Origin of the sequence: Halobacillus litoralis (assembly GCF_020171725.1) — a bacterium.
Lineage (GTDB): Bacteria > Bacillota > Bacilli > Bacillales > Halobacillaceae > Halobacillus > Halobacillus litoralis_F.
Map to the genome: position 1 here is coordinate 197,405 of NZ_JAIVAJ010000003.1, position 14,927 is coordinate 212,331.

Consider the following 14,927-nt stretch of genomic DNA (forward strand, 5'->3'; position numbering starts at 1 on the left):
AGGATAACCATGATCGAACGATACACAAGACCCAAAATGGGTGCGATTTGGACAGAAGAAAACCGCTACAACGCGTGGCTTGAAGTAGAACTTTTAGCGTGTGAGGCGTGGAGTGAGCTTGGCGTCATTCCGAAAGAAGATGTAGAGAAGCTGCGCGAGAAGGCGTCCTTTGACGTCGACCGCATTCACGAAATCGAAGCCGAGACGCGTCACGATGTCGTCGCCTTCACAAGAGCCGTCTCCGAAACCGTCGGAGAAGAGCGCAAGTGGGTCCACTACGGCCTGACGTCTACGGATGTCGTCGATACGGCACTGAGCTACCAGCTGAGACAAGCGAATGAAATCATCCGCAAAGACCTAGTGAACTTCATCGAGATCATCGGTGAGAAAGCGAAAGAACATAAACATACGGTCATGATGGGACGCACGCACGGTGTCCACGCAGAGCCGACAACATTTGGTTTGAAGCTTGCGCTGTATTACGAAGAAATGAAGCGTAACCTCGAGCGTCTTGACCTTGCCATTGAACATATCCAAGTCGGGAAGCTTTCCGGCGCGGTTGGAACATACGCGAACATCGATCCATTTGTAGAAGAACATGTATGTGAAAAGTTAGGCCTTAAGCCAGCGCCTGTATCGACACAGACGCTTCAGCGTGACCGCCACGCTCATTATGTGTCGACGCTGGCTTTAATTGCGACCTCCATTGAGAAAATTGCTGTCGAAATTCGTGGATTACAGAAGACCGAGACACGAGAAGTAGAAGAATTTTTCGCAAAAGGTCAAAAAGGGTCGTCTGCGATGCCGCATAAGCGTAACCCGATCGGGTCAGAGAATATGACGGGAATGGCCCGTGTCCTTCGCGGTGAAATGCTGACGGCGTTTGAAAATGTGCCGCTTTGGCATGAACGTGATATTTCACACTCTTCTGCTGAGCGCGTCATTCTACCGGATGCGACGATTGCTCTCAACTACATGCTGAACCGTTTCGCCAACATCGTGAAGAACTTGACGGTGTTCCCGGAGCGCATGCAGGAAAATATGGAGAAGACGTTCGGCCTTATTTTCTCCCAACGCGTTCTACTGACGCTGATCGACGAAGGCATGGTACGCGAGGAAGCGTACGACCTTGTCCAGCCGAAAGCGATGGAATCATGGGAGCGCGGCGTACCGTTCCGCGACCTGATTGAAGCGGACGAGCGGATCACGTCGACTCTATCCAACGAGCAGCTGGATGCCTGCTTCGACTATAAGCACCATTTGAAGAATGTAGACCGTATTTTCGATCGAATCGGATTGTAAGCATCAAAGCCCCCGCTTTTATAGGGCGGGGGAATTCCTACCAGAGGGGTGTACAGAATGAAAGGTTCTCTTTTATACGAAGGAAAAGCGAAGAAAGTCTATACCACGGATCAGCCGGAACAATTGATTCTATCCTATAAGAATGACGCGACAGCCTTTAACGGCAAGAAGAAAGATGCGTTCGAAGGCAAAGGCCGCCTGAACAATCTGATCACCTCGAACATTTTCGATTACTTGAAGCAGCACGATATCCATTCCCACTTTATCCAATCCTTGAACGACACCGAGCAGCTCGTCCACAGAACGACGATCGTTCCACTCGAAGTCGTCGTCCGGAACGTTGCCGCCGGCAGCATCACCCGCCGCCTCGGCATTGAAGAAAAAACACCATTCACCCCACCGATTGTTGAGCTTTTTTATAAAAACGATGAACTGAATGACCCGATCCTGAACGATGCCCATGCGTATCATCTGACAGATGTAACAGAATCAGAATTGATGCAGATCAAAGAGATGGCGCTTCAGGTCAATGATCAGCTCAAGCAGCTGTTCAAGGAAGTCGGCCTGCAGCTGGTCGATTTCAAGTTGGAATTCGGGCGGTTGGCAGACGGTTCCATCGTCCTCGCAGATGAAATCTCTCCTGATACGTGCCGGCTTTGGGACTTGGAGACGGGAGACAAAATGGATAAAGACGTATTCCGTGAAGACATCGGAAACTTGATTGAAACATACGAGAACATATTACAACGACTGGAGGCTTACACATGCGCAAAGTAAAAGTGTACATCACATTAAAAGAGGGAGTTCTGGATCCACAGGGAAAGGCGGTCCAAAACTCATTGGAATCACTTGAATTCGGCGGCGTCAAAGATGTACGCGTCGGTAAATATATGGAACTGATGGTCGAGAATTCTGAAGACATCGATGCAAAGATCGATCAAATGTGTGACAAACTGCTTGCGAACCCTGTCATCGAGAACTATTCCTACACGATCGAGGAGGTTGTCTAAGTGAAGTTTGCTGTCGTTGTTTTCCCAGGCTCGAACTGTGACCGCGATATGTATCATGCAGCGAAGGATGCTCTTGGAGCGGAAGCGGACCTTGTCTGGTATAAAGAAGCGGACTTAAGCGGTTATGACGCGATTCTCCTTCCAGGTGGGTTCTCATACGGAGACTACCTGCGCTCGGGTGCGATTGGAGCGACGTCACCTGTCATTGAACAGATCCGTAAAGCAGCGGAGGAAGGCAAGCCCGTCCTCGGCGTCTGTAATGGATTCCAAGTCCTGCTTGAGATGGGACTCCTGCCAGGAGCGATGCTGAAGAACGAGAAGCTGAAGTTCATGTGCCACTTCGAGAACTTAGTCGTCGAGAATGCTGAGACGATGTTCACGAATCAATACGAGGCGAAGGAAGTCATCAACATTCCGATCGCCCACGGAGAAGGCAACTACTACTGTGACGAAGCGACGTACGAAACGCTTCAAGCGAAGAACCAAATCGCCTTCACTTATGAGACGAACCCGAACGGATCCGTCGGCGACATTGCCGGCATCACGAACGAACAAGGCAACGTGCTCGGCATGATGCCACACCCGGAACGCGCTGTCGAAGCGTTACTCGGAAGCGAAGACGGACTACGCTTATTTCAATCGATTTTGACACACTGGAGGAATACACATGCCATCAATGCTTGAGATCAGCCCAGAACAAATTGAACAAGACCGCCTTTACAGCGAAATGGGATTGTCTGACGACGAATTCCAATCCATCAAGAAGATTCTCGGCCGCCGTCCGAACTACACCGAAACCGGCTTGTTCTCCGTCATGTGGTCTGAGCACTGCAGCTACAAGAACTCGAAGCCGCTTTTGAGTAAGTTCCCGACAGAAGGTCCGGAAGTGCTACAGGGTCCAGGGGAAGGCGCCGGCATCATCGATATCGGAGATGAGCAGGCTGTCGTATTCAAAGTGGAAAGCCACAATCACCCTTCAGCCGTTGAGCCGTATCAAGGTGCTGCAACAGGAGTCGGCGGAATTCTGCGTGACGTGTTCTCTATGGGAGCGCGCCCCGTTGCCTTGTTGAACTCGCTTCGCTTCGGCTCACTCGAGCGCCCGCGTGTGAAGTACTTGTTCGAAGAAGTGGTCCGCGGTATTGCCGGCTACGGGAACTGTGTCGGCGTTCCAACGGTAGGGGGAGAAGTCCAATTCGATGATGCCTACAACGGAAACCCACTCGTGAACGCCATGTGTGTCGGATTGATCGATCATAAAGATATCCAAAAAGGGATCGCCGCAGGAGTCGGCAACACCGTCATGTACGTTGGGGCTAAGACTGGCCGCGACGGGATCCACGGTGCGACCTTCGCATCCGAAGAATTATCGGAAGCTTCTGAAGAAAAGCGTCCATCCGTCCAAGTCGGCGACCCATTCATGGAGAAGTTGCTGATCGAAGCCTGCCTCGACGTCATCCATCACGATGCACTCGTCGGCATTCAAGATATGGGAGCGGCCGGCCTTACGTCGTCTGCCAGTGAAATGGCGAGTAAAGCCGGAACCGGCATGAAGATGAACCTCGACTTGATCCCGCAGCGTGAGGAAAACATGACAGCCTATGAAATGATGCTGTCCGAATCACAAGAGCGTATGCTTCTCGTCGTTGAAAAAGGAAGAGAAGAAGAGATTGCTAACGTATTCCGGAAGTACAACTTGGAAGCTGTTGCCGTCGGAGAAGTAACCGATAACCAACGCTTCACACTCGAGCACAAAGGCGAAATCGTCGCTGACGTGCCGGTCGACAACCTGGCAGAGGACGCACCGGTCTATCACCAGCCGTCCCGCGTGCCGGATTACTACAAAGAATTTCAGACGATGGACGACTATATGCCTGAAATCGAAGATCATAAAGAAACGCTTCACCAGCTCTTGAAGCAGCCGACCATCGCAAGCAAGCAGTGGGTGTACGACCAGTACGACTCGATGGTGCAGGCGAACACTGTCTTTGCACCGGGATCAGACGCCGCTGTCATCCGCGTCCGCGGTACAGAGAAGGCGCTCGCCATGACGACGGACTGTAACTCCCGTTATCTATACGTCGACCCGGAAGTCGGTGGCCAAATCGCCGTCGCAGAAGCAGCCCGCAACATTTCCTGCTCAGGCGGACGCCCGCTCGGCATCACAGACGGACTGAACTTCGGCTCGCCGGAGAACCCGGAAATCTTCTGGCAGATGGAAAAAAGCGTCGACGGCATGAGCGAAGCGTGCCGCATCCTTTCGACTCCGGTCATCAGCGGAAACGTATCGCTCTACAACGAATCGTTCGGCGGTCAGGCGATCTACCCGACACCTATCGTCGGCATGGTCGGCTTGATTGAGAAGCTTGAACACATCACCCCTTCTCACTTCCAGGAAGCAGGGGACCTCATTTACATGATTGGGGAAACAAAAGCAGAGTTCGGCGGAAGTGAACTGCAGGGACTGTTGGAAGGACGCCACTTTGGTAAAGCGCCTGCGATCGATCTGAATACAGAGATGATCCGTCAGAATCAAGTCCGCACAGCGATTCAGAAGGGACTTGTCCAATCCGCACATGACTTGGCGGAAGGCGGACTGGGTGTCGCCTTAGCGGAAAGCCTGTTTGCAAACGGACTAGGCTGTGACGTCAACGTATCAGGTGACGCGACGACGGCTCTGTTCTCAGAGTCTCAGACACGCTTCCTTTTAACCGTGAAGCCTGAGAACCAGGATGACTTCGAAACATTGATCCGCGGCGCGAAGCAGATCGGAACCGTCACAAATGATGGAACGTATCGCATCGTATCGGAAAACGAAACCGTCGTAGAAGAAGAGGCAGCAGCGCTTCAAACATCTTGGGAAGGAGCGATTCCATGTTTGGTGAAATCAAAAGCCTGAATGAAGAGTGCGGCATATTCGGCGTGTGGGGACACCCGGAATCTGCACAGCTGACGTACTACGGCCTCCATGCCTTGCAGCACCGCGGGCAGGAAGGCGCCGGCATCGTGACGACAGACGGTAAACAACTGAAGCTCCACAAAGGACACGGCCTGATCAATGATGTTTTTTCACAGGATCAATTGAAAGACCTGCAAGGACGTGCTTCCATCGGACACGTGCGTTACGCGACAGCGGGGGACGGCGGCTATGAGAACATCCAGCCGCTCATGTTCCGCTCCCAAACCGGAAGCCTGGCGCTTGCGCACAACGGCAACCTCGTGAACGCTCAAGCGTTGAAGAACCAGCTTGAAGCACAGGGAAGCATTCTGCAGACGACATCGGACACAGAAGTCGTCGCTCACTTGATCAAGCGTCTTCGTCATCTGCCACTCGCGGATGCGATCTCTGAAGGCCTTTCGATGATCAAAGGGGCGTATGCGTTCTTGATGATGACCGAAGACGCGATGTATGTCGCAAACGACCCGCGCGGTCTGCGTCCACTTTCGCTCGGCTACCTTGGGGATTCTTGGGTCGTGTCGTCTGAGACATGTGCCTTCGATATCATCGGTGCGAAGTATGAGCGCGAAGTGAAGCCTGGAGAGCTTTTGATCATTTCTGATGAGGGCGTCGAATCCAGACGTTTCTCGGCTCCGATCCAGCGCACACTCTGCTCGATGGAATATGTTTATTTTTCAAGACCGGATAGTGACCTTGACGGAAAGAACGTCCACGCCTCCCGTAAACGGATGGGCAAGGCGCTTGCCCAGGAAGCACCGATTGAAGCGGACGTCGTAACCGGTGTTCCGGACTCGAGTATTTCAGCGGCGATCGGTTATGCCGAAGAAGCGGGCATTCCGTATGAGCTCGGTCTGATCAAGAACCGCTACGTCGGACGGACCTTCATCCAGCCTTCCCAGGAACTTAGGGAGCAAGGGGTGAAGATGAAGCTTTCCCCGGTTCGCGGAATCGTAGAAGGAAAACGCGTCGTGATGGTCGATGATTCGATCGTCCGTGGAACGACGAGCCGACGCATTGTGAAAATGCTGAAGGATGCCGGAGCGAAAGAGGTGCATGTACGCATCGCCTCACCTCCGATCAAGAACCCTTGCTATTACGGGATAGATACGTCGAACAGCGGTGAGCTGATTGCAGCGAACCATTCGATCGAAGAAATGGAAGAAATCATCGGAGCGGACAGCTTGTCTTTCCTCACTCCGGACGGCTTGAACAAAGCTATTTATCAAGGTGAGGATTCACTCGAGCACGGCGGGTGCATGGCTTGCTTCACAGGCAACTATCCGACGGAAATCTACCCGAATACCGTCCACCCTTATGAAAAGGCGTAACGAAAGGAAGGTCATCGATGAGTCAATCGTATAAACAAGCAGGTGTTGATGTCGAAGCAGGATATGAAGCAGTCGAACGGATGAAGAAGCACGTCGCGCGCACGATGCGCCCCGAGGTGCTCGGCGGAATCGGCGCGTTCGGCGGATTGTTCGACATCGGCGGCATGAACTATGAGCATCCTGTGCTCGTCACCGGAACGGACGGCGTCGGCACGAAGCTGAAGCTCGCATTTGAACTGGATAAGCACGACACGATCGGCATCGATGTCGTCGCCATGTGCGTCAACGACATTATCGCACAGGGCGCGGATCCCCTTTTGTTCCTCGATTATATCGCCTGCGGGAAGAATGAACCGGAGCGGATCGAGCAGATTGTCAAAGGGATCGCGGACGGGTGTAAGCAGTCGAATGCAGCACTTGTCGGTGGAGAGACAGCAGAAATGCCGGGTATGTATGACCCGGACGAATACGACTTGGCCGGCTTCGTCGTCGGGATGGTCGATAAAGAGAAAATCATTACAGGGGAACATGTGCAAAAAGGTGACGTCTTGATCGGACTTCCATCCTCCGGTGTGCATTCGAACGGGTTCTCACTCGTACGCCGCGTAATCGGGAACATAAAGGAGCACGGCGAAGAGCTGCTGACGCCGACACGCATCTACGTGGACGCGATCAGTGCCTTGAAAAAAGCGGTGACGATCAAAGGCATCTCCCACGTTACAGGCGGCGGATTTTATGAGAACATTCCACGCGCGCTTCCTGAGGGACACGGTGCACGCATCGACCGCACGACATGGAGCCGTCCACCGATTTTTGACGTCATCCAGGAAAAAGGGAATATCGAGGAAGACGAAATGTACGGTGTATTCAACATGGGAATCGGCATGGTCGCGATCGTTTCAGAGGAAGATAAAGAGAACTCTCTTGAAGCTTTACGTGAAGCCGGAGAAAAAGCGACGGTGATCGGTTACGTCACAGATCAGGAAGGAATCGAATGGGTATGAAGCTAGCAGTCTTTGCATCCGGAACCGGATCGAACTTCGACGCCATTATGAAGGCGGTCAAGAACGGAACGCTTGAAGCGGACGTTTCCTTGCTCGTCTGTGACAAAATCGAAGCCTCCGTCGTCAAGAAAGCTCAACAGCACCTAATCGACACGGTCGTCTTCAACCCGAAATGCTACGAAAGCAAGGCGGCTTATGAAGAGGTGCTCTTGAAGGATTTGCAGTCGAGAGGAATCGATTATGTGATTCTCGCAGGGTTCATGCGCCTGATCGGCCCGACTTTACTCGAAGCGTATGAACATCGTATAGTGAACATTCACCCTTCTCTATTGCCAGCATTTCCCGGTAAAGACGCCATCGGTCAAGCTTTGGAGAAAAACGTCAAAGTGACCGGCGTCACCGTCCACTTCGTCGATAACGGCATGGACACAGGCCCGATCATCGACCAGGAAGCGGTGCGTGTCGAGGAAGGCGATACGAGAGAAGCGGTTCAGAAGAAAATTCAGCAGGTCGAGCACAAGCTCTACCCGCGCGTCATCCAGTCATTACCCGTCAAGGAGGAATCTCTATGAAAAAGCGAGCACTACTCAGCGTATCCGACAAACAAGGCTTAGCGGCCTTTGCCAAACAGCTCCACGAACTCGATTATGAACTCATCTCAACAGGCGGAACGAAGCGCGCCATCGAGGAAGCGGGCGTTCCTGTCCTGTCGATCTCAGACGTAACGGAATTCCCGGAAATCATGGACGGCCGCGTCAAGACGCTGCACCCATCCGTTCATGGGGGACTGCTTGCGAAGCGCTCCAACGAGCAGCATATGAACCAGCTTGAGGACCTCGGCATTCAGACGATCGACCTCGTCGCCGTGAACCTGTATCCGTTCAAAAACACGATTGCGAAAGAAGGCGTGACGGAAGCGGAAGCGATCGAGAACATCGACATCGGTGGCCCGACCATGCTCCGCGCTGCAGCGAAAAGCTATGAAGACGTCACCGTCGTCGTCGACCCTTCCGATTACGACAACGTGATCGAAGGCTTGAAGAACGACCAGCTCACCTCTCAAGAGCGTCGTCAGCTCGCAACCAAAGTATTCCGCCACACCGCGAACTACGATGCGATGATCGCCGAATACTTAACCGAAGAACCCTACCCGGAGACGTACACCGTCACCTACGAGAAGGTCCAGTCCCTTCGCTACGGGGAGAACCCGCACCAGACGGCTTCTTTCTATAAAAAAGCGAACTTCTCCGGTGCATCCCTCGCTTCAGCGGAGCAGCTGAACGGCAAGGAGCTCTCCTACAACAACATCCAGGACGCAAACGCTGCGCTCGAAGTCGTACTCGAGTTCACGAAGCCCGCAGCCGTTGCCGTCAAGCACATGAACCCGTGCGGCACAGGTGTAGGAGAGACGTTGTTCGAAGCGTACTCGAAAGCGTACGAAGGAGATCCGATCTCGATTTTCGGAGGCATCGTAGCCCTTAACCGTGAAGTCGATGCCGAAACCGCAGCTAAGATGAAAGAGATTTTCCTTGAGATCATCATCGCTCCATCCTTCAGCCAGGAAGCGTTGGACATCTTGACTCAGAAGAAAAATTTGAGACTGTTGACCGTCGATATGAAGAAGCCGGAAGCTCAGACGCACAAGCTGACGAGCGTGCACGGAGGGCTCCTCGTCCAGGATACCGACGAAGGGTCCCTGCAAGATGTGGAGCTTGAAGTCGCAACCGACCGCGAGCCGACAGAACAGGAAATGCACGATCTACAACTCGCATGGCAAGTCGTGAAGCACGTTAAATCGAATGCCATCGTCGTTGCAAAAAATGATCGCACACTCGGTGTAGGCGCAGGTCAAATGAACCGCGTCGGAGCAGCGAAAATCGCATTAGACCAAGCCGGCGCCCAAGCACAAGGCAGCGTCATGGCATCCGATGCCTTTTTCCCAATGCCGGATACCGTTGAAGCCGCAGCAGAAGCTGGTGTGAAGGCCATCATTCAACCGGGCGGATCGAAGCGCGACCAGGATTCCGTTGATGCCTGCAACAAGCACGGCGTCGCGATGGTATTTACAAGAATGCGTCATTTCAAACACTAAGGAGGAAGATTATCGATGAAAGTGATGGTCATTGGACGAGGCGGACGAGAGCACAGCATCATTCAGAAACTCGCAGAAAGTGAAGGCGTAACGAAGATCTACGCAGCGCCGGGGAATGCAGGAGTAGAAGCAGAACGTGTTGAGATTGCAGAGACCGAACAGGATCAGCTGGTCGCTTTTGCAAAAGAAAAGGAAGTCGACTTGACGATCGTAGGTCCTGAGAATCCACTGCTAGACGGCTTGGTCGACCGCTTCCGAGAAGCCGGGCTCCGCGTCTTCGGACCGAACCAGAAAGCTGCGCTGATCGAAGGAAGCAAGCACTTCGCGAAAAAGCTGATGGCCGACTACAACATTCCGACCGCTGATTACGCCGCCTTCACGGACGTCGAAGAGGCGAAAGCCTACATCCGTGAAAAAGGCGCACCGATCGTCGTAAAAGCAGACGGACTCGCTGCCGGCAAAGGCGTCGTCGTGGCACAAACCTTAGAGGAAGCACTCGAATCCGCTGAAGACATGCTCGTCAACGGGCAGTTCGGCGAAGCGAGCCGCGAAATCGTCGTCGAAGAATTTTTGGCAGGGAAAGAGTTCTCCCTGATGGCCTTCGTCAACGGCCGCAGCGTCTACCCGATGACCAGCGCCCGCGACCACAAGCGCGCCTTCGAAGGCGACCGTGGACCGAACACCGGCGGCATGGGCGCCTTCGCACCCGTCCCGGACTTAAGCGCTGACGACTATCACTTCGCCGTCGAATCGATCCTGCAGCCGACCGCCGACGCGATGGTCGAAGAAGGACGCCCGTTCACAGGCATCCTCTACGCCGGCTTGATTTTGACCAAAGAAGGCCCGAAAGTCATCGAATTCAACGCACGCTTCGGTGACCCCGAAACCCAAGTCGTCCTGCCCTTGATCGAGAACCCACTCGAACAAGTCTTCACAGACGTGCTGGACGGCCGCGACCCATACATCCGCTGGAAAGAAGCCGCATGCGCAGGCGTCGTCGTCGCCTCCAAAGGCTACCCGGGATCGTATGAAAAAGGAAAGCCGGTGCCGGTCATCAGCACTGCCGAGACCTTCACCGTGCACGCTGGAACCGAAACGAGTGCAGAAGGCTATGTATCCAGCGGCGGCCGCGTCCTGCTCGTCGGGTCTCAAGCCGAGAACCTGACCACCGCCCTGGAAAACGTCTACGAACACTTGCAGCAATTCGACGGCAACAAGAACTTCTACTACCGCCGCGATATCGGCCTCTCATCGATTACGTCTACGATGAGCCCGAACCGCAAGTAACGCAGCAATGACGCCAATGATCGTCACAACAACGAACCCGACATCGGTAAGATACTCCATGAAATACATCTCAATCATCCTTTAAGGAAAGGACGGGCCTTCGCCCGTCCTTCTATTTTTGTCTAGCTATTGTTGAACGCGCATAGACTGGTGTTGAACGCGCTTAGATAGGATTGGGCGCGCATAGGGTCGTGCTGAACGCGCCTAGATGGAGCCGGGCGCGCATAGACTGGCGCTGAACGCGCATAGACGGTCCTGGCGTAGAGCCCAAGACGCTGAAGTCGCGCCCGGATTGAGAAAGTCGCGCCCGAATCGGGGAAGTCGCGCCCGAACCGCGAAAGTTGCGCCCGGATCATGAAAGTCGCGCCCAAGCCCACATTCACACCTTATTTCTGCACGTAATTCTGTCCCCAGCCTTCTTCTTTTCCATCGTGCTCTGTTGCCAGTTCCTCCACCGCTGCCGTGACCGGGCAGTAGCGGACGATGCCCTCTGCAATTTTTAACGAAGCCATGATGATCCACATCGGATGGATCGAGGCCTCGCGGTTTCGGACTGAGCGGATCGTCAGGAACGTGAGCATGCTGAAGCCTGCGGTAATGCGGATCATACTGTTTACGATTCCTATATTCGGTTTCACGGTTTACTTCCTCCTAAAGGGGCGTCTGTGATACGATAGTATAAATGATACAAGGGAGGATACTCTCATGAATGAAACGAGGTTCCGTTGGCGTAACCGTCAGCTGCGCGAACATACATCCGTGCTGGACGGCGCCTTAGCTCCAACCAAGTTGATCAAAGATACCACCTATCTGAACGTCTATTTGAAAAAATGGATGTCTGGACATATATGGCTTTACGAAGATCGAATCATCTATACCGGTGAAAAGCTTCCTGAGAATACGGAAGGCACCGAAATCATCGATGGAAAGGACCGCTATATCGTGCCGGGCTACATCGAGCCGCATGCGCATCCTTTTCAGTTATATAATCCCCAGAGCCTTGCTGAATATGCAGCTCGGACCGGGACCACAACACTAGTCAACGATAATTTAATGTGGCTTTTTTTAACAGACAAAGAGAAAGCGTTTTCCCTGCTTGAAGAGTTCATGAACGTCCCCGCCACCATGTACTGGTGGGCAAGATTCGACTCTCAATCGGCGCTTCGTGAAGAAGACAAGGCCCATTTGGAAAAACAGATCCCTGCGTGGATCGAGCATGATGCGGTCATCCAGGGAGGCGAGCTGACGGCATGGCCAGATGTTTTATATGGCGGTGACGATCAAATCCTTCATTGGATGCAGGAGACGAAACGGGCGCGGAAACCGCTCGAGGCTCACCTTCCGGGGGCTTCAGAGAAGACACTCGCGAAGATGCGCCTTCTCGGCATGAACTCCGAGCACGAGTCGATGAACGCAGACGATGTGCTGAAGCGTCTTGAGCTCGGCTATCAGACAGGCCTTCGCTACTCGTCGATTCGTCCGGATCTGCCGGAGATCTTCGAAGGACTTCTTGAAAAAGGACATGACCATTTCGGCCACATGATGTACACGACCGACGGGGCGACGCCTGGCTTCTATCGTGAAGGACTGATCAATCAATGCATCCAGATTGCCATTGATAAGGGCGTGCCGCCGATCGATGCATATATGATGGCGACGTACGAGCCGGCTCGTCACTTCGGTATCGACAACCGCGTCGGCAGCTTGAATGTCGGTCGCGTCGCTCACTTGAACTTCCTGAAAAGTCCGACTGACCCGACCCCGGTCGCCGTCATCGCGAAAGGGGAATGGGTGGACGAGCGTGAAACGAAGATTGAATGGGAGAAGAACGGCATTACGAAGCTCGAACTGGACTGGGACCTGACTGAAAACGATCTGCAGTTCTCGATGCCTGTAGGACTTGAGATGACGAACGACGTCATCATGAAGCCGTACGCGATCGACCTGGAAGCATCGGTCGACCGTCTGCCTGATGAGAACGACGAGGCGTTTCTGATGCTTATAGACCGCGAAGGCGAATGGAAGATCAACACGTTCCTGAAAGGCTTCACACAGTCGCTCGGCGGACTCGTCAGCTCCTTCTCCAACACGGGGGATCTCGTGTTCATCGGGAAATCGAAGTCTGATTTAGAAACAGCCTTCAAGCGCATGAAGGAAATCGGAGGCGGCATCGTGCTCGCCGACCAGGGTGAGATCATCTTCGAACTTGCTCTACCGCTTGCAGGTGCGATGTCGGACCTGCCGCTTGAGAAGCTGATCGAAGAGGAAGGGGAGCTGAAGCGTCAGTTGAAGTCCTACGGTTTCCGTTTCGGCGATCCCGTGTACACGCTGCTCTTTTTGTCATCGGTACACCTGCCTTACACACGGATCACACCACTTGGAATTATGGATGTGAAAAAGAAAGAGGTACTCTTCCCCGCAATAATGCGTTAAACTAGAGATAGAAAATATTTTGATAGGGAAGTGCTATTCAGTGAGAAAGCTTACATCATTCGGCTTTCTGTTTGTTCTTCTGCTGCTTGCCGCTTGTTCAGATGAAGCGGGAGCGTCGCAGGAAACGGAACCTGAGCAAACAGAAACAGAAGAACCGGCTGAAACCGAACAGGATACGGTAGAGGTCGAAGTGGAAGAGAAGGAGCCGGAGCCTGAGGAGCCGACATTCGAGAACGTCTATCCACTCACAGGGGAACCGACGAATGACGATGTCGACCACCGCGTGCTGTCTGTCATGGTCAACAACCATACGAAGGCGCGTCCGCAGTCCGGTCTCAGCCAGGCGGATGTCGTGTACGAAGTGCTGGCAGAAGGGCAGATCACCCGTTTTCTAGCCTTGTACCACAGTGACATCCCGGAAAAAATTGGACCCGTCCGAAGTGCGCGTCCGTACTATTTTGAGCTTGCAGGCGGCTACGATGCTCTTTATACTTATCACGGTGCTTCAACGGCCATCAACCGCCAGGTGGCAGGAAGCGGGATCGATTACTTAGACGGCGCCGCCTACGATAATAACGGCTGGCTGTTCGAGCGCGATCCGAACCGCTACGCCCCGCACGATTCCTACTTCCTGACAGACGGAACCGGGCAAGCGGTTGAACAGCGCGGTTACGAAGCAGCGAAAGAAATCCCTGCTCTGCCGTTCGCTGAAGACGTGCAACCGGCCGGCACAGCAGCCGACCGCGTGAAGGTCACGTACTACAACCGCGAAATCGTCAGCTACGATTACGATGAGAACTCGGAGCAGTACCTTCGCTCGAGCGACGGCGAACCGACTGTCGACAGAGCGAACGATGAACGTGTCGCCCTCGATAACGTGTTCATCGTCCGCACCGGGCACTCCGTCATCGACAATGCAGGCAGACGAGCGGTGGACCTCGAGTCCGGCGGGGAAGCTTACCTTTTACAAAAAGGAACGATTCAGGAAATTCAGTGGAAGAGCGTCGATGGACGTATTCTACCGTATAAAGATGGGCAGCCTTTGTCTTTCGTAAAGGGACAGACGTGGGTGAACATGATACAGGGAAGTTCGACGGTTGAAGTCATGAACGAAGGAGGTCAATAAGATGCAGATTGATAAATTGCGTGGAAAGACGTTGGATCAGTTGTTTGAGGCGATTCTGTCGCTGAACAATGTGGAGGAGTGCTATGAGTTCTTCGATGATCTGGCGACGATGAATGAGGTCCAGTCGCTGGCTCAACGTTTGGAAGTGGCGCGTATGCTGCGTGAAGGCTATACGTATCATAAGATCGAAACGGAAACGGGTGCCTCGACGGCGACGATTTCCCGTGTGAAGCGCTGCTTGAATTATGGGAATGATGCTTATACGCTTGCGCTTGATCGTGTGCACGAGAAGCGTGCTGAATAAGATGATGAGAGACCGTCCTTTAGGGGCGGTCTTTTGTATGTCTCATAACTTCTAAAGAGGAGTAGACAAGCATACGCTAGAGGCA

At 53.4% G+C, this 14,927-nt stretch carries 15 protein-coding genes; 13 read left to right on the forward strand and 2 right to left on the reverse strand.

Annotated elements, in window-relative coordinates; genetic code table 11:
• The first annotated feature begins 9 nt into the window (after nt 1–9).
• The 10 genes from purB to purD are packed head-to-tail and all read left to right on the forward strand — an operon-like array spanning nt 10 to nt 10,979.
• Nucleotides 10–1,302, forward strand: a complete 1,293-nt coding sequence (gene purB / locus LCM20_RS08405; RefSeq protein WP_225194994.1) for an adenylosuccinate lyase — start codon at nt 10–12, stop codon at nt 1,300–1,302.
• 57 nt (nt 1,303–1,359) lie between these two features.
• The gene (gene purC / locus LCM20_RS08410) at nt 1,360–2,079 is read left to right on the forward strand and encodes a phosphoribosylaminoimidazolesuccinocarboxamide synthase (RefSeq protein ID WP_225194995.1); all 720 of its coding nucleotides are present in this window, start codon (nt 1,360–1,362) and stop codon (nt 2,077–2,079) included.
• The gene (purS, locus tag LCM20_RS08415; protein ID WP_225194996.1) at nt 2,067–2,312 is read left to right on the forward strand and encodes a phosphoribosylformylglycinamidine synthase subunit PurS; all 246 of its coding nucleotides are present in this window, start codon (nt 2,067–2,069) and stop codon (nt 2,310–2,312) included. The genes purC and purS overlap by 13 nt, the downstream gene beginning before the upstream one ends.
• Nucleotides 2,313–2,996, forward strand: coding sequence for a phosphoribosylformylglycinamidine synthase subunit PurQ (gene purQ, locus LCM20_RS08420; RefSeq protein WP_225194997.1), 684 nt, complete (start codon nt 2,313–2,315; stop codon nt 2,994–2,996).
• Nucleotides 2,980–5,208, forward strand: a complete 2,229-nt coding sequence (gene purL, locus LCM20_RS08425) for a phosphoribosylformylglycinamidine synthase subunit PurL (RefSeq protein ID WP_225194998.1) — start codon at nt 2,980–2,982, stop codon at nt 5,206–5,208. The genes purQ and purL overlap by 17 nt, the downstream gene beginning before the upstream one ends.
• Complete coding sequence (gene purF / locus LCM20_RS08430) at nt 5,184–6,596, forward strand: amidophosphoribosyltransferase (protein ID WP_225194999.1); 1,413 nt, start codon at nt 5,184–5,186, stop codon at nt 6,594–6,596. The genes purL and purF overlap by 25 nt, the downstream gene beginning before the upstream one ends.
• 17 nt (nt 6,597–6,613) lie before the next feature.
• The gene (purM, locus tag LCM20_RS08435; RefSeq protein WP_225195000.1) at nt 6,614–7,600 is read left to right on the forward strand and encodes a phosphoribosylformylglycinamidine cyclo-ligase; all 987 of its coding nucleotides are present in this window, start codon (nt 6,614–6,616) and stop codon (nt 7,598–7,600) included.
• Complete coding sequence (purN, locus tag LCM20_RS08440; protein ID WP_412097991.1) at nt 7,591–8,172, forward strand: phosphoribosylglycinamide formyltransferase; 582 nt, start codon at nt 7,591–7,593, stop codon at nt 8,170–8,172. Before purM ends, purN begins: the two co-directional genes overlap by 10 nt.
• Nucleotides 8,169–9,692 carry a bifunctional phosphoribosylaminoimidazolecarboxamide formyltransferase/IMP cyclohydrolase gene (gene purH, locus LCM20_RS08445; protein WP_225195002.1) on the forward strand — a complete coding sequence of 508 codons (1,524 nt, stop codon included), beginning with the start codon at nt 8,169–8,171 and terminating at the stop codon, nt 9,690–9,692. Before purN ends, purH begins: the two co-directional genes overlap by 4 nt.
• Before the next feature lie 15 nt (nt 9,693–9,707).
• Nucleotides 9,708–10,979: a phosphoribosylamine--glycine ligase gene (gene purD, locus LCM20_RS08450; RefSeq protein ID WP_225195003.1), complete on the forward strand. Its 1,272-nt coding sequence runs from the start codon at nt 9,708–9,710 to the stop codon at nt 10,977–10,979.
• On the opposite strand, the gene LCM20_RS20245 is transcribed toward purD, so the two are convergent.
• Complete coding sequence (locus LCM20_RS20245; protein WP_412097992.1) at nt 10,941–11,057, reverse strand: EYxxD motif small membrane protein; 117 nt, start codon at nt 11,055–11,057, stop codon at nt 10,941–10,943. The two genes, purD and LCM20_RS20245, sit on opposite strands and share 39 nt — an antisense overlap.
• A 308-nt stretch (nt 11,058–11,365) precedes the next feature.
• Nucleotides 11,366–11,617 carry a DUF2892 domain-containing protein gene (locus LCM20_RS08455; RefSeq protein ID WP_225195004.1) on the reverse strand — a complete coding sequence of 84 codons (252 nt, stop codon included), beginning with the start codon at nt 11,615–11,617 and terminating at the stop codon, nt 11,366–11,368.
• A 67-nt stretch (nt 11,618–11,684) separates the two neighbouring features.
• Between LCM20_RS08455 and LCM20_RS08460 the strand changes: the two genes are divergently transcribed.
• Genes LCM20_RS08460 through LCM20_RS08470 form a run of 3 tightly spaced genes read left to right on the forward strand, consistent with a single transcriptional unit; the run spans nt 11,685 to nt 14,842 of the window.
• Entirely contained in the window at nt 11,685–13,412 is a 1,728-nt protein-coding gene (locus LCM20_RS08460) for an adenine deaminase C-terminal domain-containing protein (RefSeq protein ID WP_225195005.1), read from the forward strand.
• Between the two features lie 40 nt (nt 13,413–13,452).
• On the forward strand, nt 13,453–14,538 hold the full coding sequence (locus tag LCM20_RS08465) for a DUF3048 domain-containing protein (RefSeq protein WP_225195006.1): 1,086 nt from the start codon (nt 13,453–13,455) through the stop codon (nt 14,536–14,538).
• Nucleotide 14,539: 1 nt separating this feature from the next.
• A complete protein-coding gene (locus LCM20_RS08470) occupies nt 14,540–14,842 on the forward strand; it encodes a YerC/YecD family TrpR-related protein (protein WP_225195007.1) in 303 nt (100 codons plus the stop codon).
• Nucleotides 14,843–14,927: the final 85 nt, after the last annotated feature.

What these genes read in the sequence shown, in the direction of transcription:
- purB (WP_225194994.1), top strand. Translation starts at nt 10, where the DNA reads ATGATCGAACGATACACAAGACCCAAAATGGGTGCGATTTGGACAGAA.
- purC (WP_225194995.1), top strand. Translation starts at nt 1,360, where the DNA reads ATGAAAGGTTCTCTTTTATACGAAGGAAAAGCGAAGAAAGTCTATACC.
- purS (WP_225194996.1), top strand. Translation starts at nt 2,067, where the DNA reads ATGCGCAAAGTAAAAGTGTACATCACATTAAAAGAGGGAGTTCTGGAT.
- purL (WP_225194998.1), top strand. Translation starts at nt 2,980, where the DNA reads ATGCCATCAATGCTTGAGATCAGCCCAGAACAAATTGAACAAGACCGC.
- purF (WP_225194999.1), top strand. Translation starts at nt 5,184, where the DNA reads ATGTTTGGTGAAATCAAAAGCCTGAATGAAGAGTGCGGCATATTCGGC.
- purM (WP_225195000.1), top strand. Translation starts at nt 6,614, where the DNA reads ATGAGTCAATCGTATAAACAAGCAGGTGTTGATGTCGAAGCAGGATAT.
- purN (WP_412097991.1), top strand. Translation starts at nt 7,591, where the DNA reads ATGGGTATGAAGCTAGCAGTCTTTGCATCCGGAACCGGATCGAACTTC.
- purH (WP_225195002.1), top strand. Translation starts at nt 8,169, where the DNA reads ATGAAAAAGCGAGCACTACTCAGCGTATCCGACAAACAAGGCTTAGCG.
- purD (WP_225195003.1), top strand. Translation starts at nt 9,708, where the DNA reads ATGAAAGTGATGGTCATTGGACGAGGCGGACGAGAGCACAGCATCATT.
- LCM20_RS20245 (WP_412097992.1), bottom strand. Translation starts at nt 11,057, where the DNA reads ATGATTGAGATGTATTTCATGGAGTATCTTACCGATGTCGGGTTCGTT.
- LCM20_RS08460 (WP_225195005.1), top strand. Translation starts at nt 11,685, where the DNA reads ATGAATGAAACGAGGTTCCGTTGGCGTAACCGTCAGCTGCGCGAACAT.
- LCM20_RS08470 (WP_225195007.1), top strand. Translation starts at nt 14,540, where the DNA reads ATGCAGATTGATAAATTGCGTGGAAAGACGTTGGATCAGTTGTTTGAG.